Origin of the sequence: Mycobacterium sp. ACS1612, assembly GCF_001667505.1 — a bacterium.
Taxonomy (GTDB): Bacteria; Actinomycetota; Actinomycetes; order Mycobacteriales; family Mycobacteriaceae; genus Mycobacterium.
Window position 1 is genome coordinate 86,261 of the sequence record NZ_LZHZ01000019.1, and the last position, 25,724, is coordinate 111,984.

The 25,724-nt window shown below is 67.3% G+C and carries 26 protein-coding genes; 12 read left to right on the plus strand and 14 right to left on the minus strand.

What is annotated here, in order from left to right:
* Window positions 1-71 precede the first annotated feature (71 nt).
* On the minus strand, window positions 72-308 hold the full coding sequence (locus A5724_RS07415) for a DUF3039 domain-containing protein (RefSeq protein WP_041313890.1): 237 nt from the start codon (window positions 306-308) through the stop codon (window positions 72-74).
* Window positions 309-400: 92 nt separating this feature from the next.
* On the opposite strand from A5724_RS07415, the gene A5724_RS07420 reads away from it, so the two are divergent.
* The 3 genes from A5724_RS07420 (at window position 401) to A5724_RS07430 (ending at window position 2,707) form a co-directional block, all read left to right on the plus strand.
* A complete protein-coding gene (locus tag A5724_RS07420) occupies window positions 401-802 on the plus strand; it encodes a DUF3099 domain-containing protein (protein ID WP_067798575.1) in 402 nt (133 codons plus the stop codon).
* Window positions 803-949: 147 nt separating this feature from the next.
* Window positions 950-1,909, plus strand: a complete 960-nt coding sequence (sigB, locus tag A5724_RS07425) for a sigma-70 family RNA polymerase sigma factor SigB (RefSeq protein ID WP_067798578.1) — start codon at window positions 950-952, stop codon at window positions 1,907-1,909.
* A gap of 108 nt (window positions 1,910-2,017) precedes the next feature.
* On the plus strand, window positions 2,018-2,707 hold the full coding sequence (locus A5724_RS07430) for a metal-dependent transcriptional regulator (RefSeq protein ID WP_067798580.1): 690 nt from the start codon (window positions 2,018-2,020) through the stop codon (window positions 2,705-2,707).
* Window positions 2,708-2,716: 9 nt separating this feature from the next.
* On the opposite strand, the gene A5724_RS07435 is transcribed toward A5724_RS07430, so the two are convergent.
* Window positions 2,717-3,763 carry a DUF4192 domain-containing protein gene (locus A5724_RS07435; protein WP_067798583.1) on the minus strand — a complete coding sequence of 349 codons (1,047 nt, stop codon included), beginning with the start codon at window positions 3,761-3,763 and terminating at the stop codon, window positions 2,717-2,719.
* 188 nt (window positions 3,764-3,951) lie between these two features.
* Here A5724_RS07435 and sthA point away from each other — a divergent pair, with 188 nt between their 5' ends.
* Window positions 3,952-5,358 carry a Si-specific NAD(P)(+) transhydrogenase gene (sthA, locus tag A5724_RS07440; RefSeq protein ID WP_156752180.1) on the plus strand — a complete coding sequence of 469 codons (1,407 nt, stop codon included), beginning with the start codon at window positions 3,952-3,954 and terminating at the stop codon, window positions 5,356-5,358.
* Here sthA and A5724_RS07445 read toward each other — a convergent pair.
* Window positions 5,355-6,167, minus strand: coding sequence for a serine protease (locus tag A5724_RS07445; protein WP_067798589.1), 813 nt, complete (start codon window positions 6,165-6,167; stop codon window positions 5,355-5,357). The two genes, sthA and A5724_RS07445, sit on opposite strands and share 4 nt — an antisense overlap.
* A gap of 215 nt (window positions 6,168-6,382) precedes the next feature.
* Here A5724_RS07445 and A5724_RS07450 point away from each other — a divergent pair, with 215 nt between their 5' ends.
* From A5724_RS07450 to A5724_RS07460, 3 genes are read left to right on the plus strand one after another with little or no spacing between them, the layout of a single operon-like run.
* Complete coding sequence (locus A5724_RS07450; RefSeq protein WP_067798592.1) at window positions 6,383-7,354, plus strand: proteasome assembly chaperone family protein; 972 nt, start codon at window positions 6,383-6,385, stop codon at window positions 7,352-7,354.
* Between the two features lie 32 nt (window positions 7,355-7,386).
* Complete coding sequence (locus A5724_RS07455) at window positions 7,387-8,409, plus strand: alpha/beta fold hydrolase (protein WP_067798595.1); 1,023 nt, start codon at window positions 7,387-7,389, stop codon at window positions 8,407-8,409.
* Between the two features lie 23 nt (window positions 8,410-8,432).
* Window positions 8,433-9,119: a PhzF family phenazine biosynthesis protein gene (locus tag A5724_RS07460; protein WP_067798598.1), complete on the plus strand. Its 687-nt coding sequence runs from the start codon at window positions 8,433-8,435 to the stop codon at window positions 9,117-9,119.
* Between the two features lie 3 nt (window positions 9,120-9,122).
* Here A5724_RS07460 and nrdR read toward each other — a convergent pair whose 3' ends face one another.
* Together nrdR and A5724_RS07470 are read right to left on the minus strand one after the other, a co-directional pair.
* Window positions 9,123-9,587: a transcriptional regulator NrdR gene (gene nrdR, locus A5724_RS07465; RefSeq protein ID WP_067798851.1), complete on the minus strand. Its 465-nt coding sequence runs from the start codon at window positions 9,585-9,587 to the stop codon at window positions 9,123-9,125.
* A gap of 161 nt (window positions 9,588-9,748) precedes the next feature.
* Window positions 9,749-10,210: a LysM peptidoglycan-binding domain-containing protein gene (locus A5724_RS07470; protein ID WP_067798854.1), complete on the minus strand. Its 462-nt coding sequence runs from the start codon at window positions 10,208-10,210 to the stop codon at window positions 9,749-9,751.
* A gap of 209 nt (window positions 10,211-10,419) precedes the next feature.
* On the opposite strand from A5724_RS07470, the gene lexA reads away from it, so the two are divergent.
* On the plus strand, window positions 10,420-11,124 hold the full coding sequence (lexA, locus tag A5724_RS07475; protein ID WP_067798601.1) for a transcriptional repressor LexA: 705 nt from the start codon (window positions 10,420-10,422) through the stop codon (window positions 11,122-11,124).
* 4 nt (window positions 11,125-11,128) lie between these two features.
* Here the strand turns inward: lexA and A5724_RS07480 are convergent, their stop codons facing one another.
* Together A5724_RS07480 and A5724_RS07485 are read right to left on the minus strand one after the other, a co-directional pair.
* On the minus strand, window positions 11,129-13,012 hold the full coding sequence (locus A5724_RS07480; RefSeq protein WP_067798857.1) for an LGFP repeat-containing protein: 1,884 nt from the start codon (window positions 13,010-13,012) through the stop codon (window positions 11,129-11,131).
* A gap of 179 nt (window positions 13,013-13,191) precedes the next feature.
* On the minus strand, window positions 13,192-14,352 hold the full coding sequence (locus A5724_RS07485; protein WP_067798604.1) for an acyl-CoA dehydrogenase family protein: 1,161 nt from the start codon (window positions 14,350-14,352) through the stop codon (window positions 13,192-13,194).
* A gap of 204 nt (window positions 14,353-14,556) precedes the next feature.
* Between A5724_RS07485 and A5724_RS07490 the strand changes: the two genes are divergently transcribed.
* Complete coding sequence (locus A5724_RS07490) at window positions 14,557-15,138, plus strand: GNAT family N-acetyltransferase (protein ID WP_067798607.1); 582 nt, start codon at window positions 14,557-14,559, stop codon at window positions 15,136-15,138.
* Here the strand turns inward: A5724_RS07490 and A5724_RS07495 are convergent.
* Window positions 15,135-15,737 carry an ABATE domain-containing protein gene (locus A5724_RS07495; RefSeq protein WP_067798609.1) on the minus strand — a complete coding sequence of 201 codons (603 nt, stop codon included), beginning with the start codon at window positions 15,735-15,737 and terminating at the stop codon, window positions 15,135-15,137. The genes A5724_RS07490 and A5724_RS07495 overlap by 4 nt on opposite strands.
* Window positions 15,738-15,820: 83 nt before the next feature.
* Between A5724_RS07495 and A5724_RS07500 the strand changes: the two genes are divergently transcribed.
* The 3 genes from A5724_RS07500 (at window position 15,821) to A5724_RS07510 (ending at window position 18,933) form a co-directional block, all read left to right on the plus strand.
* Window positions 15,821-18,109 carry a molybdopterin guanine dinucleotide-containing S/N-oxide reductase gene (locus A5724_RS07500; protein WP_067798612.1) on the plus strand — a complete coding sequence of 763 codons (2,289 nt, stop codon included), beginning with the start codon at window positions 15,821-15,823 and terminating at the stop codon, window positions 18,107-18,109.
* Window positions 18,106-18,609 carry a hypothetical protein gene (locus A5724_RS07505; protein WP_067798616.1) on the plus strand — a complete coding sequence of 168 codons (504 nt, stop codon included), beginning with the start codon at window positions 18,106-18,108 and terminating at the stop codon, window positions 18,607-18,609. Before A5724_RS07500 ends, A5724_RS07505 begins: the two co-directional genes overlap by 4 nt.
* Window positions 18,610-18,690: 81 nt before the next feature.
* Window positions 18,691-18,933: a general stress protein CsbD gene (locus A5724_RS07510; RefSeq protein ID WP_067798619.1), complete on the plus strand. Its 243-nt coding sequence runs from the start codon at window positions 18,691-18,693 to the stop codon at window positions 18,931-18,933.
* 61 nt (window positions 18,934-18,994) lie between these two features.
* Here the strand turns inward: A5724_RS07510 and A5724_RS07515 are convergent, their stop codons facing one another.
* The 6 genes from A5724_RS07515 to A5724_RS07540 form a co-directional block, all read right to left on the minus strand.
* On the minus strand, window positions 18,995-19,801 hold the full coding sequence (locus A5724_RS07515; protein WP_067798622.1) for a GvpL/GvpF family gas vesicle protein: 807 nt from the start codon (window positions 19,799-19,801) through the stop codon (window positions 18,995-18,997).
* 309 nt (window positions 19,802-20,110) lie between these two features.
* On the minus strand, window positions 20,111-21,817 hold the full coding sequence (locus tag A5724_RS07520) for an amidase (RefSeq protein ID WP_067798625.1): 1,707 nt from the start codon (window positions 21,815-21,817) through the stop codon (window positions 20,111-20,113).
* Entirely contained in the window at window positions 21,818-23,233 is a 1,416-nt protein-coding gene (hflX, locus tag A5724_RS07525; protein WP_067798628.1) for a GTPase HflX, read from the minus strand.
* A gap of 45 nt (window positions 23,234-23,278) precedes the next feature.
* Window positions 23,279-24,139: a diaminopimelate epimerase gene (dapF, locus tag A5724_RS07530; RefSeq protein ID WP_067798631.1), complete on the minus strand. Its 861-nt coding sequence runs from the start codon at window positions 24,137-24,139 to the stop codon at window positions 23,279-23,281.
* 4 nt (window positions 24,140-24,143) lie between these two features.
* Window positions 24,144-25,049 carry a tRNA (adenosine(37)-N6)-dimethylallyltransferase MiaA gene (miaA, locus tag A5724_RS07535; RefSeq protein WP_067798634.1) on the minus strand — a complete coding sequence of 302 codons (906 nt, stop codon included), beginning with the start codon at window positions 25,047-25,049 and terminating at the stop codon, window positions 24,144-24,146.
* The gene (locus A5724_RS07540; protein ID WP_067798637.1) at window positions 25,046-25,723 is read right to left on the minus strand and encodes a hypothetical protein; all 678 of its coding nucleotides are present in this window, start codon (window positions 25,721-25,723) and stop codon (window positions 25,046-25,048) included. Before A5724_RS07540 ends, miaA begins: the two co-directional genes overlap by 4 nt.
* Window position 25,724: the final 1 nt, after the last annotated feature.

Genomic DNA, 25,724 nt, shown 5'->3' on the forward strand with positions numbered 1-25,724 from the left:
TGCCTGCGGTGAGATGCGTAACCCGCAGGGGGACAAGCCAATAGCGGCCGGGCGTCGTCCGGCTGACGAAGCTACTTCTTGAGCTTCTCGTAGATCCGCTTGCACTCGGGACAGACCGGCGAGCCGGGCTTGGCGGCCCGCGTCACGGGGAACACCTCACCGCACAGCGCGACGACGTGGGTACCCATCACGGCGCTCTCGGCGATCTTGTCCTTCTTCACGTAGTGGAAGTACTTGGGAGTATCGCTGTCGGTCCCGTCGTCGACGCGTTCGTCGGTGTCGGTGCGCTCGATTGTCTGGGTTCGCATCGTCTTATTCTGCTCCTCACGTCCGCGGTCTTTATTCTGCCTGTCGGGAATCCGCCACGTACACCGGACGGCGAGTATGAAACAGTGGAGGTATGAAACACGGCCCTGAGCTGAGTTTCGACGACGACGGCAGGCCTGTCCTGATCACCCGCGCCGCGATCCCCTATGAGGAGGAACACCGCGCGCGGGTGCGCAGGTACCTGACGCTGATGTTCTGGCGGGTGCCCGCGCTGATCCTCGCCGCGGTGGCGTACGGCATTTGGCACAACGGCCTCATCTCCCTCGGAATCCTGGTGCTGTCGATCCCGCTGCCGTGGATGGCTGTGCTGATCGCCAACGACAGACCTCCCCGACGGGCCGAGGAGCCGCGCCGCTACGACGCGCAGCGCCGCATCCCGCTGTTCCCGACGGCCGAGCGGCCCGCGCTGGAACGCGGAGTGCATCCGGCGCCGCAACCGGACGGCGGCGATCCGGCCCGCGATGTCCCCAGCTGAGACGCTTCTGTCTCTTTTCTAAGGACATTCTCAGGTCGAGTGCGAAAAACCGCAGATCAGAAGGTGTGATCCTGGCGTCGGGCGGGAACTCTTAGCGGCACGTGGGCGTTGTAGCTCATGACAGATCGACCCGATCAGGAGGCCGTCATGGCAAATGCCACTACCACCCGCGTCGACTCCGACCTGGACGCCCAAAGCCCGGCCGCTGACCTCGTGCGCGTGTACTTGAACGGCATTGGCAAAACGGCCTTGCTCAACGCGGCCGACGAGGTCGAGCTCGCAAAGCGCATCGAGGCAGGCCTTTACGCCCAGCATCTGCTCGACACGCGGAAGCGCTTGGGCGAGAACCGCAAACGTGATCTTGCTGCGGTCGTCCGCGACGGCGAGGCTGCTCGCCGTCACCTGCTGGAGGCCAACCTCCGGCTCGTGGTGTCGCTGGCGAAGCGCTACACGGGGCGCGGCATGCCGTTGCTGGACTTGATTCAGGAGGGCAACCTGGGTCTGATCCGCGCGATGGAGAAGTTCGACTACACCAAGGGATTCAAATTCTCGACGTACGCCACCTGGTGGATTCGTCAGGCGATCACCCGCGGCATGGCCGACCAGAGCCGGACCATCCGGTTGCCGGTCCATCTCGTCGAGCAGGTCAACAAGCTGGCCAGGATCAAGCGCGAGATGCACCAGAACCTCGGCCGCGAGGCCACCGACGAGGAACTGGCCGCAGAGTCGGGCATCCCGGCGGAGAAGATCGCCGACCTGCTGGAGCACAGCCGCGACCCGGTGAGCCTGGACATGCCGGTCGGCAGCGACGAGGAGGCCCCGCTCGGCGACTTCATCGAGGACGCCGAGGCGATGTCCGCCGAGAACGCCGTGATCTCGGAGTTGCTGCACACCGACATCCGCCACGTGCTGGCGACCCTCGATGAGCGTGAGCAGCAGGTGATCCGACTGCGCTTCGGCCTCGACGATGGCCAGCCGCGGACTCTCGACCAGATCGGCAAGCTGTTCGGGCTGTCCCGCGAGCGGGTCCGCCAGATCGAGCGCGAGGTGATGGCCAAGCTGCGCAACGGCGAACGTGCCGACCGCCTTCGCTCGTACGCAAGCTAGCTACCGACTAACGACCCCGCCGGGCCCCCCACCGGCGGGGTCGTTGCGGTGTGCGGCGCAGTTTTCCCAGCTTGGCCGGTAGACTCTGGCGTGACGGAGGGTTGCCTAATGAACGATCTTGTCGATACCACCGAGATGTACCTGCGGACCATCTACGACCTCGAAGAAGAGGGTGTGGTGCCGCTGCGCGCGCGCATCGCGGAGCGTCTGGAGCAGAGCGGTCCCACCGTCAGCCAGACGGTGTCCCGGATGGAGCGCGACGGGCTGCTGCATGTCGCCGGTGACCGGCACCTGGAGCTGACCGACAAAGGCCGTGCCCTGGCCATCTCCGTCATGCGAAAGCATCGCCTCGCCGAGCGGCTACTGGTCGACGTGATCGGGCTGCCGTGGGAGGACGTGCACGCCGAGGCCTGCCGCTGGGAGCACGTGATGAGCGAGGACGTCGAGCGTCGGCTGGTGCAGGTGCTCAACAATCCGACCACGTCGCCGTTCGGCAACCCCATTCCCGGCCTGTCCGAACTCGGCGTCGACGACTTGGCCAACGACCAGATCAATCTGGTGCGGCTGACCGAACTGCCGTCGGGGATGCCCGTCGCGGTCGTCGTGCGTCAGCTCACCGAACACGTCCAGGGCGACACGGAGTTGATCTCACGGCTCAAGGACGCCGGCGTGGTGCCGAATGCCAGGGTGACCGTGGAGGCGAAAGACCACGGTGGCGTGATGATCGTGATCCCCGGCCACGAACAGGTCGAACTCCCCCACCAGATGGCGCATGCGGTGAAGGTCGAAAAGGTCTGACCCGTAACGTCATCCGGCGCGCTTGCCGGGTGCCCGCATCGGCGGCAACTGCACGCCCAACCGATCTGCGAGCCGGTATCCCGTGACCGCCAAACCGCGGATCTTGTCGGGCCGCAATCCCGACTGCAGGGCGGTGTCGAGCATGCCCGCCATCCGATGCGCCGGGTCGATGCGCAGCGCCGCCTCCAGCGACACCCCGGCCAGCGGCCCGTCGCCGCGCGCATAAGCCGAGAACGCCAGCAGCACGAGAGCCTCGACCCGCCAGGGCTCCGGCAGGGTGCGCGACAACAGTGCCCACAACTCCTCCGCCTGCCCGGCGTTCGCGGCGATCGCCAGCGCGTACAGCGTGTCGCGCACCCGCAGATCGGTCAGCGCCACCGCCAATCTGACCAGTTCGTCGTCGCCCAGACCGGCATCGCTCGCCACGGCCGCCGCCGCGATGGCCGCCTCGACGTCTGCTCGTGCGGCCGCCTCCGGCCGCTCCCCCGACGCGCATGCCCGGAGTTCGATGGCGTCGGCGAGCGCTTCCGCCCGGACGGGGTCGGCCACCGCGATCACCTCCTGCAGTTCGGCCCGCCGGGCGTAGAGCCGACGCCCGTCCAGCACGGCGGCCGCCGCCAGCGGCGACGACGACGGGTCTTCGACGGTGCCGGTGTTGCCGCAGCCGTCGGCGCAGTGCCAGCGCGCACCCGCGGCAACCTGGCCGACGACATGGGCCGCCAGCAGGTCGATGCCCTCGGCGGCCAGCGCGCTCGCCAGGCCGTCGGCCAGCTCGCGGTACCCGTCGTTGCACAACCGGCAGCTCACGCCCTTTTCGTCGATGATCACCGCGATCGCCGAGTCGGGTTTGGCCGCCGCGGCGACCTCGGCGAGGTGCGTCAGCTCGTCCGGCAGATCCTCGGAAAGGTCGACGCGCATAACGCATCCCATCTCGCCGCGGTCGACCGTCACGAGCACGAGGGAATTTTCCGGCACGAAGCCGAGCACAGCGGGTAGGGCCGCGATCAACACACCGGGCCGGTTGAGGTGAAAGTCGTGCGATTGCGATGTCGTCATGGCGACAAGGTCTCAGGCGGTTCTCTCACGACGGCCGGCGAAGACCGCGTTTGAGCCGAGGTTGGGGATGAACTTGGGTCTGGGGATAACCTGTGCGCCGCTGCGACAGACAAATATTCACGGGAAGTTGATACCGGTCGGCGTGCGAACGGGACGCAAGCGGCGTAGACCTTGTTGCTATGGGTGCCATGGTTGAGTACGACCTCATCGTGATCGGTTCGGGCCCCGGCGGGCAGAAAGCCGCGATCGCGGCGGCGAAGCTCGGCAAGTCGGTCGCCGTCGTAGAACGCGGACGGATGCTCGGCGGGGTTTGCGTCAACACCGGGACCATCCCGTCCAAAACCCTGCGCGAGGCCGTCGTCTACCTCACCGGCATGAGCCAGCGCGAGCTGTACGGCGCGAGCTACCGGGTGAAGGAGAAGATCACCCCCGCCGACCTGTTGGCCCGCACCCAGCACGTCATCGGCAAGGAACAGGACGTCGTGCGCTCGCAGTTGATGCGCAACCGCATCGATCTGATCCAGGGCCACGGCCGGTTCGTCGATGCGCACACGGTGCTGGTCGAGGAGCCCACTCGCGGTGAGCGCACCACCGTCACCGGCGATCACATCATCATCGCCACCGGAACCAAACCGGCCCGTCCGACCGGTGTCGAATTCGACGAGGAGCGGGTGCTGGACTCCGATGGGATCCTCGATCTGAAGTCGTTGCCCGCCACGATGGTGGTGGTCGGCGCCGGGGTGATCGGCATCGAGTACGCGTCGATGTTCGCCGCGCTCGGCACGAAGGTCACCGTCGTCGAAAAGCGCGACAGCATGCTGGACTTCTGCGATCCCGAGATCGTGGAGGCGCTGAAGTTCCACCTGCGCGACCTCGCCGTCACGTTCCGGTTCGGCGAAGAGGTGACCGCTGTCGACGTCGGCGCGGCGGGCACCGTCACCACACTCGCCAGCGGCAAACAGATCCCGGCCGAAACCGTGATGTATTCCGCTGGGCGCCAAGGCCAAACCGACCACCTGGACCTGGCCAACGCCGGACTCGAGGCCGACAACCGGGGCAGGATCTTCGTCGACGACAACTTCCAGACCAAGGTCGACCACATCTACGCCGTCGGTGACGTGATCGGCTTCCCCGCTTTGGCCGCCACATCGATGGATCAGGGTCGGCTGGCCGCCTATCACGCGTTCGGCGAGCCGTTCGCGTGCATGCCCGAACTGCAGCCGATCGGCATTTACTCGATTCCTGAGGTGTCCTACGTCGGCGCCACCGAGGTCGACCTGACCAAGGACGCGATCCCGTACGAGGTCGGTGTGTCCCGATACCGCGAACTCGCGCGCGGCCAGATCGCCGGCGACTCCTACGGCATGCTCAAGCTACTGGTGTCCACCGAGGACTTGAAGTTGTTGGGCGTGCACATCTTTGGCACGAGCGCCACCGAAATGGTGCACATCGGCCAGGCCGTGATGGGCTGTGGCGGCACGGTCGAATACCTGGTCGACGCGGTGTTCAACTACCCGACCTTCTCGGAGGCGTACAAGGTGGCCGCGCTCGACGTGATGAACAAGCTGCGCGCACTGAACCAATTCAAGAGCTAACCGCATTGGTCGTCGAACGCCGTCGGCGCGGCATCCGCAGGCCCGCCCGCCTCGGCGCGGACAAGTAACTGCTTGACCACATCGCCGAAAGGCGGTGAGTACGAGATGCTTTCGTTCGCGCAACCCCCGCCGTTGAGCCCGCCGATCACGCCAACGACCGAGGAGCCCTCGATCCAGGGCGCGCCCGAGAGGCCGTCGACCAACTCGGCGCAGTCGACCGCCGGAAACCCTTTCCTGTCGGCCACGGTCGGCGTGCGGCAACCGACCGGGCCGCCGCCGACACCCATCCCGTAGCCGCTGACGCTGACGACGGTGCCCGGCTTCGGCGCCGGCGCTACCTTCAGGCCGCCACCGGCCTGCGCCTCCACCGACCCGCCCGCATCGCGGCTCACCCGCGCGATCGCGAAATCGGCCATCGGGTCCTGGTTCTGCATCCAGCGCGGATCGAGGTAGAACGCGTCGACATGCCAGATGTCCTCGGGGGCGGCGGAATCCTTCAGGCCGGCGACGAACGTGGTGTCGGTGCCTGCGGCCAGGCAGTGCGCGGCGGTGATGATCAAGTCCCCGGCCGCGGAGTCGAGCACGCCGCCGGTGCAGGTGTGCAACGTACCGGCCCCCAGGAACACCGCGCCCACCCTCGGATCCGGAAGCACCGGTTGCGCCGTCGGCGGTGCCTGCGCGGCCGCGCCCGCGGGTTCGGTGGCGGCCGGGACCGACGGAACCACCGCATGCTGCTCGGCACATCCCGCGCCAAGGGACAACAGCAGCGCCGCCACCAGTGTGGCCCGGCCTGCCGCGGAGAAGTGCATGAGCACCGATCTTGCCCGACGGCGGCCGCGCGCATCCTGGTGATCTGATCTGCGGCACGCTGGGGGCGCCACACATTTCGCACAAGCCGGTTGATGCGCGCCCGGCGCGGGCATCCCTGCCGGAATGCCAGATCGGTGCGGTCGTGTTCGAACAGTTCCGAGGGCCGCAATCGCATTCGCGGCGAAATGCGCGACACTTGTGGGCAGGAGGAGCAATGGCTGAGAACGCCGATCGACCAGAACAGCACTACCAGCCCGAGCAGACCGGGATGTACGAGCTGGAATTCCCGGCACCGCAGTTGTCGTCGCCGGACGGCAGCGGGCCGGTGATGATCCACGCTCTCGAGGGCTTCTCCGATGCCGGACATGCGATCCGGCTGGCTGTGCAATACCTGAAGAACAACCTCGACACCGAGTTGGTCGCCTCGTTCGCCATCGACGAACTGCTCGACTACCGGTCACGCCGGCCGCTGATGACGTTCAAGACCGACCATTTCACCGCATACGAGGAGCCCGAACTCAATCTGTACGCGCTGCGCGACAGCGTCGGGACACCCTTCCTGCTGCTCGCAGGGATGGAGCCGGACCTGCGCTGGGAGCGGTTCATCACCGCCGTCCGGCTGCTGGCCGAGCGGCTCGGGGTGCGGCGGGTGATCGGGCTGGGCACCATCCCGATGGCCGTGCCGCACACCCGCCCGATCACGATGACCGCGCACTCCAACGACAAGGAGCTCATCTCCGAGCACACGCCGTGGGTCGGCGAGGTGCAGGTGCCGGGCAGCGTGTCGAACCTGCTGGAGTTCCGGATGGCCCAGCACGGACACGAGGTCGTCGGGTTCACCGTGCACGTGCCCCACTATCTGGCGCAGACGGACTATCCGACGGCCGCCGAGGCGCTGCTTGCCGAAGTCGCCAGGAGCGCCTCGCTGCAAATCCCGCTGGCAGGCCTGGCACAGGCCGCCGCCGAGGTACACGACAAGATCAACGAACAGGTCGAGGCCAGCAGCGAAGTCGCGCAGGTGGTGGAGGCACTGGAGCGCCAATACGACGCATTCGTCGCCGCCCAGGAGAACCGGTCACTGTTGGCGCGCGACGAGGATCTGCCCAGCGGCGACGAACTCGGCGCCGAGTTCGAACGGTTCCTCGCCCAACAGGCCGACAAACGCCACGACGACGACTCCAAATAGCGAGCTCCAGGAACGTTGGCTAAGTTGTCGCAATGACCGCGCGTAAGGCGAACCTGCGTTCGGTGCGGGAACTGACGCCGTCATTGCAGTTCCGCACCATCCACGGATACCGGCGCGCGTTCCGGGTGGCCGGTTCCGGGCCTGCGCTGTTGTTGATCCACGGCATCGGCGACAACTCCACCACGTGGAGCACGGTGCAGACCAAGTTGGCGCAGCGGTTCACCGTCATCGCCCCCGACCTGCTGGGTCACGGCCAGTCCGACAAACCGCGCGCCGACTACTCGGTGGCCGCCTACGCCAACGGCATGCGCGACCTGCTGTCGGTTCTCGACGTCGACAACGTCACGGTGATCGGCCATTCGCTGGGCGGCGGCGTAGCAATGCAATTCGCTTACCAGTTCCCGCAATTGGTCGATCGGCTGATTCTTGTCGGCGCGGGCGGGGTGACCAAGGACGTCAACATCGCGTTGCGGTTCGCGTCGCTGCCGATGGCCAGCGAGGCGCTTGCGCTGCTGCGCCTGCCGTTGGTGCTGCCCGCGTTGCAGGCGACGGGCCGCATCGCCGGTGGTGTGCTGGGCTCCACCGGCCTTGGCCGGGATCTGCCCGACGTACTGCGGATTCTGGCCGATCTGCCGGAACCGACCGCCTCGTCGGCGTTTGCGCGCACACTGCGCGCAGTGGTCGACTGGCGCGGTCAGGTCGTCACCATGCTCGACCGATGTTATTTGACTCAATCCGTTCCCGTGCAACTCATTTGGGGCAGCCACGACTCAGTGATCCCGGTCAGCCACGCGCACATGGCGCATGCCGCGATGCCCGGTTCGCAGTTGGAGATCTTCGAGGGCTCCGGCCATTTCCCTTTCCATGACGATCCCGACCGCTTCGTCGAGGTCGTCGAGAAGTTCATCGATTCCACCGATCCGGCGGTGTACGACCAGGACTACCTGCGCGGCCTACTGCGCGCAGGCATCAGCGAAGACACCCTCTCCGGGCCCGTCGACACCCGGGTCGCCGTCCTCGACGCGATGGGCGCCGACGAGCGCAGCGCCACCTGATCGTCGCCACGTAGCATCGGCCTATGGCCATCGACGTGACAGTGCTGCGCGTTTTCACCGACCAGGACGGCAACTACGGCAATCCGCTGGGCGTCGTGGACGCCAGCCAGGCCCCGCCCACCGAGCAGCAGCGGATAGCCACCCAATTAGGTTACAGCGAAACAATTTTCATCGATGTGCCGAGCAAAGGCGCCACCTCGGCATACGCCCGCATCTACACACCGACCACGGAGTTGCCGTTCGCAGGGCATCCGACCGTCGGCGCGTCATGGTGGCTGCGCGATCGCGGCACGCCGGTGCACACGTTGCGGGTGCCCGCCGGGATCGTGCAGGTCACCTACGAGGACGACGTGACCGCTGTCAGCGCGCGCTCGGAATGGGCCCCGGAGTTCGCGATCTACGACCTCGAGTCGACCGACGAACTGTTCGCTGCCGACCCGGACGACTACCCCGACGACATCCAGAACTACCTGTGGACGTGGATCGACCGCGACCGCGGCGCGATCCGGTCGCGGATGTTCGCCGCGAGTCTGGGCGTGCCCGAGGACGAAGCCACCGGGGCCGCGGCGGTGCGGATCACCGACTACCTCAGCCGCGACCTGTACATCCTGCAGGGCAACGGCTCGGTCATCGAAACCCAGTGGAGCCCTGAGGGTTGGGTGCGCATCGCGGGCCGCGTCGTCAACGACGGCGTCAAGCAGATCGACTGACGGTCAGCTCTTGGCGGGGATGGTGCGCGCCGCCCGCAGCGCCTCGATCTCCCGCTCGAAGTCTTCTGCCGACTCGAAAGACCGGTACACCGAGGCGAACCGCAGATAGGCGACCTCGTCGAGTTCGCGCAGCGGACCGAGGATGGCCAGCCCCACCTCGTGGCTCTGCACCTCGGGGGAACCGGTGGCCCGGACCGCATCCTCCACCTTCTGCGCGAGCAGGTTCAGCGCGTCGTCGTCGACCTGCCGACCCTGGCATGCGCGCCGCACACCGCGGACAACCTTCTCACGGCTGAATGGTTCGGTGACGCCGCTGCGCTTGACGACCGCCAGCACCGCGGACTCCACGGTGGTGAATCGCCTACCGCACTCCGGACACGACCTGCGCCGTCGGATGGCCTGGCCCTCATCGGTTTCGCGGGAATCCACCACCCGCGAATCGGGATGACGGCAGAACGGACAGTGCATCACCGCTCCTTCGCCGCGACGACAAACAGCTACCTCGAACCTCTTCGAGCGTACCTGCGTGCCGCCGCCGCGACCCAGCACCGCCGCGTTTCGGCCCGCCACCGCCGAGGGCTCTACCGAAGGCGTTGAGCGGCAGAACCTTTCACCGGTAGCACCCGCGGTCACGCGACCGGCGCGATGAGGGTTTGGCCGGCGTCGAGCGCCACCGAGTCCAACTTGTTGAGTTCACGGATGCGATCCACCACTTCGGCGACCGGCGCGTCGGGGGCGACCCGATGCGCGACCTGCTGGAGCGTCTCCCCCGTCTGCACCTGAATCACCGCCAGGCGGGCCGGTACCGGCGCATCGGCACCCGAGACGCCGCCGAATTGGGCGACCAGACCCAGCCAGACGGTGATGCCCGCCGCGACGAGCGCGAGAAACACCGTGGTCGCCGGCGTGATGGGGCGCCTGCGGTGCGACGCCCGCGACATCATCACACCGGTGCCGCGGTAGCGCATCGGCGCTGTGGCAGGCCGGTTCGACCGCGGCCGCCGCCGAGCATCGGCCGCCCGGTAACCGGGCCGCGCTACCGGCCTGTACACCGAATCCGTCTGAATTTCTCGAGTGTCGAGGATGGTCATCTGCCTGCCTTCCGCTCCGCGTCCTTCGCTCTTGTGTTCGAACATACTCGCTCATGTGTTCGATTGATAGAACGTGTGATCGAACTGTTGCCAAACCATAGGACAGGGGTCCGACAAATCCAGCGGCCAACGGTTACACCTGCCAGGAACCACGACACGCGTCGAACACATGTTTGATTCTTGGTCCGGCACGGACTACATTCGGCGCCATGGGTGACGAAACGGGCACTTCGGACGGCACGGAAAGCACAGGTGGGCGACGGGGGCTCGACACGGGCCTGACCGAGCGTCAGCGCACCATTCTCGAGGTCATTCGCGCATCGGTGACCAGTCGCGGCTACCCGCCGAGCATCAGGGAGATCGGTGATGCCGTCGGCCTGACGTCCACGTCCTCGGTGGCGCACCAACTGCGCACCCTGGAACGCAAGGGCTACCTGCGACGGGATCCGAATCGGCCACGGGCCGTCGATGTGCGGGGTGCCGACGACGGCGTCACATCGATCGTCGCCACCGATGTCGCCGGATCGGACGCGCTACCGGAGCCGACTTTCGTGCCGGTGCTCGGCCGCATCGCCGCGGGCGGGCCGATCCTGGCTGAGGAGGCCGTCGAGGACGTCTTCCCGCTGCCGAGGGAACTGGTCGGCGAGGGGTCGCTGTTCCTGCTCAAGGTGGTCGGTGATTCGATGGTCGATGCGGCCATCTGCGACGGCGACTGGGTGGTCGTGCGTCAGCAGAACGTGGCCGACAACGGCGACATCGTCGCGGCGATGATCGACGGCGAGGCGACGGTCAAGACGTTCAAGCGCACCCGCGGTCAGGTTTGGCTGATGCCGCACAACCCGGCGTTCGACCCGATCCCCGGCAACGATGCGGCCGTGCTGGGCAAGGTCGTCACGGTGATCCGCAAGATCTAGCCGCCTAGTTGGCGCGGACGAACCCGTTGGTGCGCGCGAGTTCTTCGCTGACGAACCAGATTTCGGCCCGCGCCTCGTCATACAGCGTGCTGCCCGGCACCCAGTACAACCCGGATCGGGTGTCGGCTTTGATCGGGTAGCCGTCGGGGGCCTCACCGGGATCGTCGAGCGGCAGGTGCAGCGCGGTGCCGTTGGGCGACGGCTCATCGACCTCGATGCGGGCGTGCCGTCCGGTATCGGTCAGCGGATCGCGTTGGGCCGACGTGGGAACCTGCGTCGGCGTGGTGTCGACCTCGTCGGTGTCGTCTTGATCCTCTTGCGCCGCAAGGGCTTTTACGGCTTCCGGGGTCGTCGCCGGTTCCCGCGTGGTGTCGGCTTCGTCGACGGACTCCGGCTTTGGCGCATGCGGGGGTTCCCACGGGTTTCCCGGCGTGGGCTGGGCCTGAGCGTAGTGCGCGCTGAACAGCTCGTCGGACTGGTCGTCGTGCGGCGCGCGGAACTCGTCGGCCTCGGCGTCGAAGGTGTGGTCGTCGCGCCCCCCGCGTCGGTTGCGCATGACCGCGAAGGCCACCAGACCGATCAACACCAGCACCGGGATGATGGCCAGCAGCCACCACCAACTCCACGTGAACCAGTTCCTGCCCTTGGTGTCCGAGGCCTGAGGGTTCGCGGGCGGCACCTGCGGCGCGTCCAGGCCCGGCACTTGCAGCCCGGCAAGCTGCGAGGCCAGGTTGGCGGGCTCGGTGCTGAACGATCTCTTGGCGCGATCCCACGACACCACGCCGCCGCTGAACCGCTGGGTGGTCGCGTTGCCGCTGCCGGTCTGGTCGGCCACGGGGGCACCCAGCGGGCCCGTGGCGCCGCCCAGTTTCTGCCATGCGGCATTCATCGGCCCGCGGACGATGACGGCACCGTAGTCGGGGGTCCAGAAGATGACCGGCTCGTCCTTGGCGGAGAACGTGCTGATCCGGCTGTTGGGCAGGCCGCCGTCCTCCTCGCTGGAGGTGGGCAGGCCCAGGTCACCCTGGGGTCCGCCGACGCTTTCGTATTTCGCCAGCACCTGACCGGTGACGACGTTGGCGCCCGTCGCCGGGCTGTAGAAGATCTTGCCCCCCGCGAAATTCTGACCGAGCCCGTCGGCGCCGATCTTGTACGGCTCGCCCTGCGCGGCACCCAGCGGGCCCAGCGGCCCCCCGGCCGCGCGGCGGGCCGCGTTGATCGCCGACGTCGGGTCGTCGGGGATCTGAAGGTCGGCGAGCTGGCCAGCCAGCTCGGGCGGCACCGTGGTGAAGGTCTTCATCTTTCTGTCGTAGGTCACTTCGCCACCGGTGAACTTCTGCGTCACCAGATTGCCGCGGTACGTCTCGTCGTCGCTGGGCACCCCCAGCTGGCCTGCCGAGCCGCCGAGCTTGTCCCATGCGGCGTTGATCGGTCCGCGGACGACCCGGGCGCCGGTGTCAGGCGTCCAGAAGATGACCGGATTGTCCGGTGCGCTGAACGTGGTGTTGCGGCTACCCTCGGCCTTGCCGGCGCCCTCGTCGATGGTCGGGAACCCGAGATCGCCGTCGGCGGGCCCACCCAGCGACATGTACTTGTCCAGGATCGCGCCCGTCATGACGTGGGCGCCGGTGGCGGGGGTGAAGAAGATCTTGCCGCCGGGGAAGTTCTGGCCGAAGCCGTCACCGGCCGGATAAACCCCGCCGTCCTTCGGCCCCAGGGGGCCGGTGTCTCCGCCCGCGGCCAGCCAGGCGGCGGTGATCGCGGCGTCGGCATCGTCTTGAGGAGTCGCCCACGCGCTGGGTGCCGCCAAGACGAGCGCGGCGGCGGCGAGCAACCCGACGGCCAGCCGGCGCAACCCTGTGCGGCGAGCGCTCCGCAGCCCCTTCATCAACCCTCCCGCCATCGGCGCGATGTCCTTCGTTGGTCATCGCGTCCGTCAACTCTGCGTCAGCAGACGTCGATTACCAAGGAACATCGCCGACGTTGGAGGAGAAAATACCTGGCGCGCGGTAGATGCCCGCGATTTAGTCCCGCTAAACGCCCATGCTGGGCTCATGGCATGGGCCGCTAAACGCCCATGCTGCGCCCGATGATCTCTTTCATGATCTCCGTCGTGCCGCCGTAGATTGTTTGCACGCGCGAGTCGAGATATGCCTTGGCGACGGGATATTCACGCATGTAGCCGTAGCCACCGTGCAACTGCAGGCAGCGGTCGATGAGATGGACCTGCTTTTCGGTGGAATACCACTTCGCCATCGCCGCCTGCTCCGCGGTGAGTTTTTCCTCGAGGTGCAGTTTGATGAATTCATCGACCATGATTCGCACGACGGTGGCCTCGGTCGCGAGTTCGGCGAGCAGGAAACGGCTGTTCTGCTGGCTGCCGATTGGGCGACCGAAAGCCTTGCGTTCCTTGGTGTATTGCAGCGTGTCCTCGAGCACCGCCTCCATGGCCGTGGCAGCCATCACCGCGATGCCGATCCGTTCCTGCGGCAGGTTCTGCATCAGGTAGATGAAGCCCTGGCCCTCCTCGCCGAGCAGATTCTCGGCAGGCACCTTGACGTCGGTGAACGACAACTCCGCGGTGTCCTGCGCGTCGAGACCGATCTTGTCGAGTTTGCGGCCGCGCTCGAATCCCTCCATGCCGCGCTCGACGACGAGCAGCGAGAACCCCATCGCGCCCTTGTCAGGGTCGGTGCAGGCGACCACGATCACCAGATCGGCGTTGATGCCGTTTGTGATGAACGTCTTTGCGCCGTTGAGGATGTAGTGATCACCGTCCTTGACCGCGCGGGTCTTGATGCCCTGCAGGTCGCTTCCGGTGCCGGGTTCGGTCATCGCGATCGCGGTGATGATCTCGCCGGTGCAGAACTTGGGCAGCCAGCGCGCCTTCTGCTCCTCGGTGGCCAGTCGCAGCAGATACGGCGCGACGACGTCATTGTGCAGGCCGAAACCGATGCCGCTGTACCGGCCCGCCGCGGTCTCCTCGGTGACGATCACGTTGTATCGGAAGTCCGGATTGCCGCCGCCGCCGTACTCCTCCGGCACCGCCATGCCGAGGAAGCCCTGCTTACCCGCCTCCAGCCAGACGCCGCGGTCGACGATCTTGTCCTTCTCCCACTGCTCGTGGTGCGGCGCGACGTGCCGGTCGAGGAAAGCGCGATAGGACTCGCGGAACAGATCGTGCTCCGGTTCGAACAGGGTGCGGTCGTACTTCACGACGCTGCCCATGGCGGACCTCCATGAGTTGGTACGGGCTGTTACCGGCCACCGTACCCCACCCAACCGGATGGTTGGGCGGGGCCCGCTCCGGTTGTGCGTCGCCGAGACCGACGTTTTGTCGCCGTCGACTCGCACTGTCGCTGAGAAACGTCCGTTCCAGTTATCTCCCAGCAGGTAACCGGTAAACCTGTTTTAAGCGGGTACTCGTGCCTCATGAAACGAGACAAGCTGACCGTCCGCGAGCTGACCACCGACACCTGGGACGACTTCGCGACCGTAATGGGAGACAGCGGAGGCTCCCGCGGCTGCTGGTGCATGCATTGGCGACTGACGATCGCGGCGTTCATGGAGCACAGGGGCGAGGGGAATCGGCGGGCGATGCGGCGACTGGCGAAGAAGACTCCCCCACCCGGCCTGATCGGGTATCTCAAAGACGACCCGATTGCGTGGTGCGCGCTGGGACCGCGCGCGGCCTATCCGCGACTCGAACGCTCGCCGGTGGTGAACGCGGTCGAGGACGCCGGCGCATGCGCGATCACGTGCGTGTTCGTGCGACGTTCACATCGCCGCACCGGCCTGCAGGCAGCACTGCTGGATGCAGCGTGCGCCTATGCGGCGAAGAACGGTTACCGGCTGATCGAGGGCTACCCCATCGATCCGCGACGCGGAAAGCAAGCCGGATCGGATACCGCAATGACGGGAATTGCCAGCGCATTTCGCGGCGCGGGTTTTCAGGAGGTGGCGCGGCCACGAGCAGACAGGCCGATCATGCGGAAGCAGTTGCGGGCAGGCTAGCCCTGTTCGAGGTGTCGACGACGGTTCGCTTTTTCCCGGTTTCCGCACGTGGTCATGCTGCACCAGCGTCGACGTCCGCCCTTGGAGACGTCGACGAACAGCCATCCGCACCGCGGACAAGACCGCATGCGGCCAGTGGGCAGTGTGCACAGCGCGTCGATGGCCATCAACGCCAGCGCCGACGGAATGGCAGCCGGATCGCCGAAGCGCCCTGCCACCCTGGACATCTGGGCGTCCGAGTACCAGACGAGCTCCGAACTCACGCCACGGCCGGCCTGTCTCAGCAGCGGTCCCAATGCGACGGCCGGCGGCGGCTTTCCCGCCGACACCGCGTCGAAGACCGCCCACAGGTGATCGCGAACTCGATGTACGGCGCTGACGAGTTCATGGCCGGCGTGGCTGTTGAGCGTGCGCGCATCCGCCGACGAGATGAGACCCGCCGATTGGCACCAGGAACTCACGTCCCGGACCGATTTGAGCAGTTCGTTGTCCGCCGCCGGCGCCGTGCGATGGACGACCGTGTTCGCCAGGTCAAGCGCGAGGTGGCCGCCGACGAAGTGACCGGACTGCCATGGAGCAACGAGTCGTTGGAGAGCCACATCTCGACAGTAACCTTCGATACCGGTTTCACTGGTTACCTTGAAGTGAGCCCGACCGCGGCCCGCGCCCTAGAATTTGCGTCATGACCCATGCCCGGACGAGCCTTGCTCACTGGGGCGGCTTTTCCGCGGGGATCGACGCAGGCGACATCGCTACCGTCACCCCAATCGACGGCGACACCGATCCGTCCCCACTGCTCGGCAACCTACCCGGCGCCATCCGGCATCGCGCCAGAGTCGCCACGCCTGCGGTCCGGCGCGGCTGGCTGCGCCACGGGCCCGGTCCGACGACACGTCGCGGTGCCGACGAGTTCGTCGCCGTCTCGTGGGACGAACTCACCGACCTGCTAGCCGGTGAATTGCGGCGGGTCGTCGACACCCACGGCAACGAGGCGATTTACGGCAGCTCCTACGGCTGGGCCAGCGCGGGCCGCTTCCACCACGCACAGAGCCAAGTGCACAGATTCCTCAAACTCTTTGGTGGATACACGTTTTCGCGACACTCCTACAGCCTCGGCGCGACCGGTGTCATCATGCCGCGGGTGGTCGGCACCCACGACGACCTGTTCAAGCGCTCAACCGCGTGGGACGTGATCGTCGAAAACACCGATCTGCTGGTCTGTTTCGGCGGCCTGGCGCTGAAGAACACCGGCACCAATCACGGCGGCACCACCGGTCATCCGGCCCGCGACGCGCTGCGTCGGTTCCGTGACCGCGGCGGGCGCATCGTTTCGTTCTCACCGCTGCGCGATGACGTCGAGGGCGACTGTGAATGGCATGCGCCGGTGCCTGGCACCGATGTCGCCGTCATGCTCGCGCTCGGCTACGTGCTGGCCACCGAGTCGCTGGCCGACCGCGAGTTCCTGGACACCTACTGCACGGGTTACGACCGTTTCGAGCGCTACCTGCTCGGCCTCGACGACGGCGTCGCGAAGTCGCCGCAGTGGGCGTCGCAGATCTGCGGGTTGGCCGCCGACGATCTGACGGCGCTGGCGCGACGGATGGCGGCGCAGCGCACGATCGTCACCGTCAGTTGGTCACTGCAACGGATCCGGCACGGCGAACAGGCGCCGTGGATGGGTCTGACGCTGGCTGCGATGCTCGGCCAGATCGGCCTTCCGGGAGGCGGTTTCGGGCATGGCTACGGCTCGATGAACGAACCTGGCCTACCGCCACTGCGTTTCAGGCTGCCCTCCTTACCGCAGGGCCCCAATCCGGTGCAGACGTTCATCCCGGTCGCGGCGGTCAGCGACATGCTGCTGCGCCCCGGTGAACAGTTCGACTACAACGGCCGCAGGCTGACCTATCCCGACATCAAGTTGGTGTACTGGGCGGGCGGCAACCCGTTTCACCACCACCAGAACATTCCGCGGCTGCGGCGCGCGCTCGGCCGCGTCGACACCATCGTGGTGCACGAGCAGTACTGGACGGCGATGGCCAAACACGCCGACATCGTTGTGCCGTCAACCACCCCCTACGAACGCGACGACTACTCCGGGTCCCGCAACGACCCGGTCCTGATGGCGATGCCCAAACTGGTCGAACCGTATGCGCAGTCCCGGGACGACTACACCACTTTCGCCGCGCTGGCCGACGCGCTCGGCTTCGGCGAGCAGTTCACCGAGGGCCGCAACGCTCGGCAGTGGCTCGCGCACATGTATGACAAGTGGGCGGCGGGACTGGATTTCGGGGTGCCGACATTCGACGAGTTCTGGGCAATGGGGCGACTGCGGTTGCCCACCCAGAACGGTCTGACGCTGTTGGCCGACTTTCGCGCCGACCCGGAAACGCACCGGTTGACCACCCCGAGCGGGCGCATCGAGATCTTCTCCGCCGACATCGACTCCTTCGGCTACGACGACTGCGCCGGCCACCCGGCATGGTTCGAGCCGTCCGAATGGCTCGGCGGGACCCGGGCAGCCCACTATCCGCTGCATCTGCTGGCCAACCAGCCCGCGACTCGATTGCACAGTCAGCTCGACATCGGTGCGGTCAGCACCGCCTCGAAAGTGCAAGGGCGCGAACCGATTCGGATGCATCCCGCGGACGCGAGCGAGCGTGGCCTGGCCGACGGGGATGTGGTGCGGGTGTTCAACGATCGCGGCGCCTGCCTCGCCGGCGTGGTGACCGACGATCGGCTGCGCCGCGCCGTGGTGCAACTGTCGACCGGGGCGTGGTTCGATCCAGAAGATCCCGCCGACCCGGACGCCATGTGCGTGCACGGCAACCCGAACGTGCTGACCGAAGACATCGGCACATCGGCCCTCGCCCAGGGCTGTACCGGTGCGCACGTGCTGGTGCAGGTGGAGAAGTTCACCGGCCCGCTCCCGCCGGTGCGCGCCCACGAACCCCCGGTGATCGTCGATCGATGACCGAGGCGATCATCGTCGAGGAACGTGGCAGGACACTGACTTTCACGTTCGACGACATGATTCGCTACCACGGACCGCACTCCCCCGCCGGCGTCGCGATGGCGTTCAAGGTGTTGCAGCGCGCCTTCGCCGTGCTCTCCCCCGGCGCTGTGCCCGATCGCCGATCGGTCAAGGTACGCACCGCGTTTCGGGGTCCCGGTGCGCGCGACGGTTTTGAGGCAGTCACCCGCGCGGTGTCCGACGGCCGCTATCTCATCGACCGGAACTTGGTGCGTGAGGACCGGGGCCGACTGCTGGAAGACTTCGTGTTCGAAGTCGAGGTGGGTGGCCGCGCCGTCACCCTGCTGCTGCGCGACGGATACGTCACCGACGAGTTCATCGACCTCGCCCGCAATCAGGCCCGCACCGATGCGCAGGAGACGCGCCTCGACGAGCTCAAGGCGCGACTTGCGCAGAAAGTGCTGGCCGCCGCCGCGGAAGATTTGCTCGACACCGTGTGAGCTAACACACGCCGATGTTTGGCAAAGCGCTTCGGTTGGGAATCCCCCAGGCACCATCGGATTGACAGGGAGGAACCTGCCATGTCGGACAAGAACAACAGTGGACCCGAGGAAGCCGTCAAGGGCGTTGTCGAGGGTGTGAAAGGCAAGGCCAAAGAGGTTCTCGGCGCGGTCGCGGGTCGCGACGATCTCTACCGCGAGGGTCAGGCGCAGCAGGACAAGGCCGACGCGCAGCGCAACGCCGCCAAGAAGGAGGCCGAGGCTGAAAGTGCCCGCGCCGCAGCCAAGACCGCTGAGAAGCGCCAGGAAGCCGAGCAGCGCTGACACCGGACCGCGAAAGGCGCAAGGCTAACCGGAGGGGTGCCTTGCGTCTTTTCGTGTCTGGTCAGATCGCAACCAGATCGTCGGCGAACGAGTACGGTGGCCACGGCCCGGTTACTTCGAGTCTGATTCTGGCGGTTGACCTTTCGAGCGCTGTCAGGGTTTCCCTGAACAATCCGATGCCGTCTTTTTCCACCAGATACGAGCCGTTGAGCAACGTCCAAGGTCCCTTGTTCGTGCTGTGCTCCTCTGATGGCGGTTTGCGCTTTCCGTCGACGGCGCAACGCAACAGCACCGCGTGTACCCGATCCGCTTCGGCCGACGCCAACTGGTAGCCCTCCTGCAGGGCGGCGAGTTGCCGTCTCCTGCGCAGCAGATGGGGAACACGCGAGAGTGTGTCGGTCGCTGCCGAATTGATCAGATCCCCCTGCAGCGCCAGGCTTCTCGGATCGGCGTACGCCTTGACGCCGAGTTCGTCGCGGCCCGATACGCGGCGCAGCGCGGCCACCATGTCGTCGTGCTCGTTCAACAGCAGTTGGCTGACCCGCCGGTCGTCGCGGTAGATGGTGCCCAGTCGCACTGGAATCACCGGCCCGCCGCGGCGAAAGGCGCTGACGATCGCGTTGTGCGCTCGCGCCTTGGGGGCGAACGCGTCGGCATCCTCGAAGGTGCGCCGCAGTCGCGCTCCTCTGAACTCCTCGAGGTCCACCGTCCCGACGGCGGCGGCCAGGTCGCCCGCCACGACCGCACGCACCTGTTCGCCGGCCACCCCGCACAGGCTCGCCGCCCGCTCCGCAGCGTGGTCAGCGCGCCCGATCGCGTACACCCACACTCCCCGGTCGACCTCGGCAACGTTTGATTGCTCTGACATACTCCTCCGCTCGCCCTCCATCACTACCCAGATGCAAGGCGCGCCAACCATGAAAGGCCGAGCTAGAACCACTTTTTTCGGATGCGTCAACAATGCAAACGCAACTAAGTAACTGCTAACTGACGGAACCGTCTATTTACATGGCAAATATCAGCAAAGCGGTTCGCTGCGCTACTTCGCACCGGCGGGGTGGTTTTCTCGGCGACCACCACCTCAACGGCATCGAGCGTCAGCACTTGCCCGGCATTCGGCAGCAGGGTATGTACGCGGGAAATCGTGATCGTGTCGACGCAGGAGCAGCGGTAGTTGTCACTGCTGACAATTCAGCGGCGGTGTTCGAGGCGGTGACGTCCGCCGCGTTCCGGTCGCCTCGAACGCCGCGGCCAACCGCAGCAGCGCGACGTCGTCGTAGCCGCGACCGGCCAGCGTGAGCCCCACCGGCATGCCGACATCGGCCATGGTGCCCATCGGCACGGTCACCGTCGGGATGCCGAGGTGTCGTATCGCCAGGTTTCCGTTGGCCACCCACACGCCGTTGCGCCACCCCAGATCGGCCGACGATTCGTCGACATCCATATTCGCCGGCCCGACGTCGGCGACCGCGGGGAAGATCACCGCGTCGAGGCCCAGACCGTCCATCCACTCCTCGAGATCGAGGCGCCGGGTCTGCTCGAGTCCGCGCACACCGTCCTCTAGGTCCGGGATGTCGAGGAAGGACTCGACCGGGTGGTTCTTGACATGCGCCGGATAGCTCGCGATGTCGTCGTCGAACCCGGTGTAGCGGTCGGGCAGCGCGCCCTGCGGGTGCGGGAAGATCCGCTCGCCGTCCACGTCGGCCAACCGGTGCAACCGCGGGTCGCCGTTGTCGTCGAGGAAGTCGTCCCACGCCCATGCGCTCAGGTCGAGCAATTCCCTGGCCAGATAGCCAGGACTGACCAGCCCGCGGGTGAAAATCGTTGGTGCGCCCGGCCTGTCGCCTTCGTAGTTGCTGACCACCGGGAAGTCGACCTCCACGACGTCGGCGCCTGCCGCCTGCAGATCGCGTCGCGCCGCTTCGAACAACGCCAGCACCGACGGTCGCGTGTCGATGCGCTGTCCCGTCGGCCCGCCGATGCCGGGCCGTTCGGCGGTCCCGGCGTCCGGGTCGGCATTGATGTACATGCGCGGCACACCGAATCGCCGCCCCTCGAGGCCGGCTGGGGTCAACTGCCGATACGACGCAGGCCGCACCTGGCTGGGCCGGGGCAACGCCACCCATGGCTGGCTGCGCCAGAAATCACCGCGGGTCACCGGATCGTCGGCCACGATCACGTCGAGCACCTCGAACATGTCGGCCATCGTCCTGGTATGTGGCACAACGACGTCCATCGTCGGCACCAGCGGCCAGCCACCGCGGACCGAGATGACGCCACGCGACGGCGTGTACGCGCACAACGCGTTGTTGGACGCCGGAGCGCGACCGGACGACCACGTCTCCTCGCCGATGCCGAACGCGCACAACGACGCCGCCGTAGCGGTGCCCGACCCGTTGGAGGAACCCGACGCGAAGGCAGCGGTCAGATAGTCGGCGTTGTACGGACTTTCGGCTCGTCCGTAGAGTCCGCGCTGCATGCCGCCGTTCGCCATCGGCGGCATGTTTGTCAGCCCGATCAGCACGGCGCCGGCCTGGCGTAACCGCTCGACGACGAAGCTGTCCTTCTGTGCCACCAGGTCCGCGAAGGCCGGACTGCCCGCCGCTGCGGTGAGACCCCGGGCCAGATAACTGTCCTTGGCCGTATAGGGAATGCCGTCTAGCGGGCCGCGCGTTTGGCCGTGGGCCCGGCGTTGGTCGGAGGCCTCGGCATCGGCGTGGGCCTGCGGGTTCAGCACGACAACGGCGTTCAACCGGATCCCGGCATGGTCGTAGGCCGCAATGCGGTCCAGATAACTTTCCAGCAGATCGACGGCGGTCACGCGGCCCGAGTCGAGTGCGCCGCGCAATTCGGCGATGGACGCTTCGACAACGTCGAACGCCACCTAGAACGTCGCAAACTCTTGCAGGCTCGCGGCCAACGGAATCGGCACGCGGGCCTTGATTCTGGTGCCGTCGGCGGTGTGCTCGGTGGCGTCCACACGGCCGTCGGCGTGCACCTTGTTGACCAGGTCGCCGCGGTCGTACGGGATGGTCACGTCGACCACCCTGTCGGTCGGTTCGATCAACCCGGCCATCTTCTGCTGCAGGCGCTCCAGGCCGTCGCCGGTGCGCGCCGACACGAACACCGCATCGGGCAGCGCGCTGCGCAGCTGGGCCAGCGTGAGTCCGTCGGCGGCGTCGATCTTGTTGACCACCAACAGTTCTGGCGCCGGCTTGCCGTTGTGATCGGCTATCACCTCATTGACCACTTGGCGCACCGCGTTGATCTGCGCCAGCGGATTCACATCGGAACCGTCCACCACGTGCACCAGCAGCGCGGCGTCGACGACTTCCTCCAGCGTGGAGCGGAACGCCTCGACCAACTGCGTCGGCAGATGCCGCACGAACCCGACCGTGTCGGTCAGCACAAACGGCCGCCCGTCCGCGAATTCCCCACGCCGCGTAGTGGGTTCGAGTGTGGCGAACAACGCGTTCTCGACGAGCACACCGGCGCCGGTCAGCGCGTTCAACAGGCTGGACTTGCCAGCGTTGGTGTACCCGACGATCGCGATCGACGGCACGTCGCTGGCGCGGCGCTTGCTGCGCTGGGTGTCGCGGACCTGCTTCATGTCCTTGATCTCGCGGCGCAGCTTGGACATCCGCTCGCGAATGCGGCGGCGGTCGGTCTCGATCTTCGTCTCACCGGGACCGCGCGTACCCACGCCGCCGCTTGCGCCGCCCGCCCTACCGCCGGCCTGCCGGGACATCGATTCACCCCACCCGCGCAGCCGGGGCAGCATGTACTCCATCTGCGCGTAGGCCACCTGCGCCTTGCCTTCGCGGCTGGTGGCGTGTTGGGCGAAGATGTCGAGGATCAGCGCGGTGCGGTCGATGACCTTGACCTTGACCGCTTTCTCCAGCGCGGTCAGCTGCGCGGGGCTCAGCTCGCCGTCGCAGATCACGGTGTCGGCGCCGGTGGCCAGCACGACCTCACGCAACTCCTGCGCCTTGCCGGAGCCGATGTAGGTCGACGCGTCGGGCTTGTCGCGGCGCTGGATCAGCCCCTCGAGCACCTCCGAGCCCGCGGTTTCGGCGAGGGCGGCCAGTTCGGCGAGGCTGGCTTCGGCGTCCTTGGCGCTGCCTTCGGTCCAGACACCGACGAGCACCACGCGTTCCAGCCGCAGCTGCCGGTACTCGACCTCGGAGACGTCGGCCAGTTCGGTCGACAAACCGGCCACGCGGCGCAGTGCCGTGCGGTCTTCGAGAGCGAGCTCACCCGCGCTCGGGGCGTCGTTGAATGAGGAATCGGGATGGGTCATAAGTGATTACAGATTCGCACGGTCGACTGTGCGCGTGCACCCCAATTAACGCTGCGCAATGCGCCACCATTCCTCGGCCACCTCGCCGTTCGCCACCAGCACCGACGGGCCACGCAGGAAGCTGCTGGCGTCGGTGACGGTGACGGTGACCTCGCCGCCGGGTATCCGCACCAGCAGCGTGCCCGTGGTGGCACCCTCGTACGCCAGCGCCGCGACGGCCGCCGCGACCGTCCCGGTGCCGCACGAGCGGGTTTCTCCGACACCTCGCTCGTGTACCCGCATCGACACCGCTGACCCGTGTGGGGCGGTCGACACCTCGACGTTGACGCCTTCGGGAAACTGCTCGGTGTCGAACGACACCGGCGCCGCGACGTCCAGCGCGGCGAGTTCGTCGACGGTCAGGTCCGCATCAACGCACGCCAGATGCGGGTTGCCCACGTCGACCGCCAGGCCCGCGAACGGCCGTCCGCCGACGATGGCCTCCCCGGTGCCGAGTTGGTTGGTCTTGCCCATTTCGACTGTGACGTCCGCGGTGGTGTCGTCCCACCGGTGCAGCACCACCGGACGAGGACCCGCGAGGGAGCCGACGGTGAACTCGTCGCGGCTCTCCAGGCCGCTGGCCCGCAGGTAGTGCGCGAACACCCGAACCCCGTTGCCGCACATCTGCGCAACCGACCCGTCGGCGTTGCGGTAGTCCATGTACCAGTCGTCGGCCGCCACCCCTTCCGGCAGTCGGTCGAGTCCGGCGACCCCGGCCCTGGTCACCCGCAGCACCCCGTCGGCGCCAACGCCCTGACGCCGGTCGCACAGCACGGCCACCCCGGCGGGCGTCAGCGACAGCCTGCCGTCGGCGTCCGGCAGCAGCACGAAGTCGTTCTGCGTGCCGTGGCCTTTGGCGAATTCCACGAGTTCAGGATACGTGCCGCCAGATCCGCAGCGTGCGCTCGACGTTGTCGGGTGCGCCGCCGTCCAGCCAGGTGACGCGGTGGTCGCGGCGGAACCAGGAGCGCTGACGCCGGACGTAACGGCGGGTGCCGAAAAACGTCGGCTCGCGGGCCGCCGAGCCGTCGCCACCCGCGTCGAGATCGGCGATCACCTGGGCGTAGCCGAGCGCACGCGCCGCCGTCACCCCGTCGCGCAGCCCTCGCTGCAGTAGCCCACGCACCTCGTCGACCAGCCCGTCGGCGAACATCTTGTCGGTGCGCTGGGCCAGTCGTTCATCGAGAATCGTTGTGTCCCAATCCAATCCGATGATCGCAGTGTCCCAGCGCGGAGCGCCGATCACCGGCGCGGACGCAGCGAACGGCTGCCCCGTCAACTCGACGACCTCGAGGGCCCGCACGATGCGACGTCCGTCGGTCGGCAGGATCGAGGCCGCAGCGTCGGCGTCGACGCGGGCCAGTTCCCGGTGCAAGGCGCTCACCCCGATCTCGGCCAGCCGGCCCTCCCACTTCGCGCGCACGGCGGCGTCGGTGGCGGGGAACGACCACGCGTCGAGCAGCGACTGGATGTACATCATCGATCCCCCGACGATCACCGGGACCGCGCCGCGGGCGGCGATGGCCTCGATATCGGCCGTCGCGGCCTGCTGGTAGCGGGCGACGGTGGCCGTCTCGGTGATCTCCAGGACGTCGAGCTGATGGTGCGGGATGCCGCGGCGCTCCGACGGTGGCAGCTTCGCCGTGCCGATGTCCATGCCGCGGTAGAGCTGCATGGCGTCGGCATTCACGATTTCCCCGCCGACCTCGTCGGCGACGGCCAGCGCCAGCGCCGACTTACCGGTTCCGGTCGGGCCGATGACCGCGATCGGCCTCATGGTGTCCAGACGCCGACGAAATATCCGACGCCGTAGGGCGCCCCGCGGTACAGCTCGTCGGCTGACCGGGGGCGCCCCAGTCCGGCCAGCACCTGGTAGGCGACGCGGCCGACGATCGCGTCGGGCAGCCGACTCAGCGCGTCGACATCGCCGGCGGCGAGCGCGTCGTCGAGCGCGGCCTGCACCGCGACCGACGCGGGGTCGTATCCGCCGGGCGCGGGCGGGGTGAGCGTATGCGCACCGTCGGCGACGACGAGAACCCCGACCGGGTCCGGGTTTTCGTCGATCTCGGCGCGCAACGCCCGACCGTGAGCCAGCGCGGTGTCGACGTCGTGTCCCGCGTCGTAGACCCGCATCTGCGCGCGGGCGTCGGGCGCCGCCTGGTCGCGGACCCAGCCGGTGATCAACGCGGACAACGGCAGAGCGGTCGGGGTCCCGGCGTCCGGCGACAGCGCGACGCGCCGGTCGACGCCGTATCCCGCGAACGTGCCCGCGCTGTCCGGACCCAGCAGCGTGTCGGCGGCGTCGGCGCCGACCGCGATCCAGGTCGGCGGCAGCGCCCTCGCGGCGGCCAGCACCGCCCGACGCAGGTCGGCGAGTTCGTCGGCGGTGCCTGCGCCGAGTTCGGGAACCAATACGGGTGCTGACGGGACGATCGCGATGGCGCTCAGCACG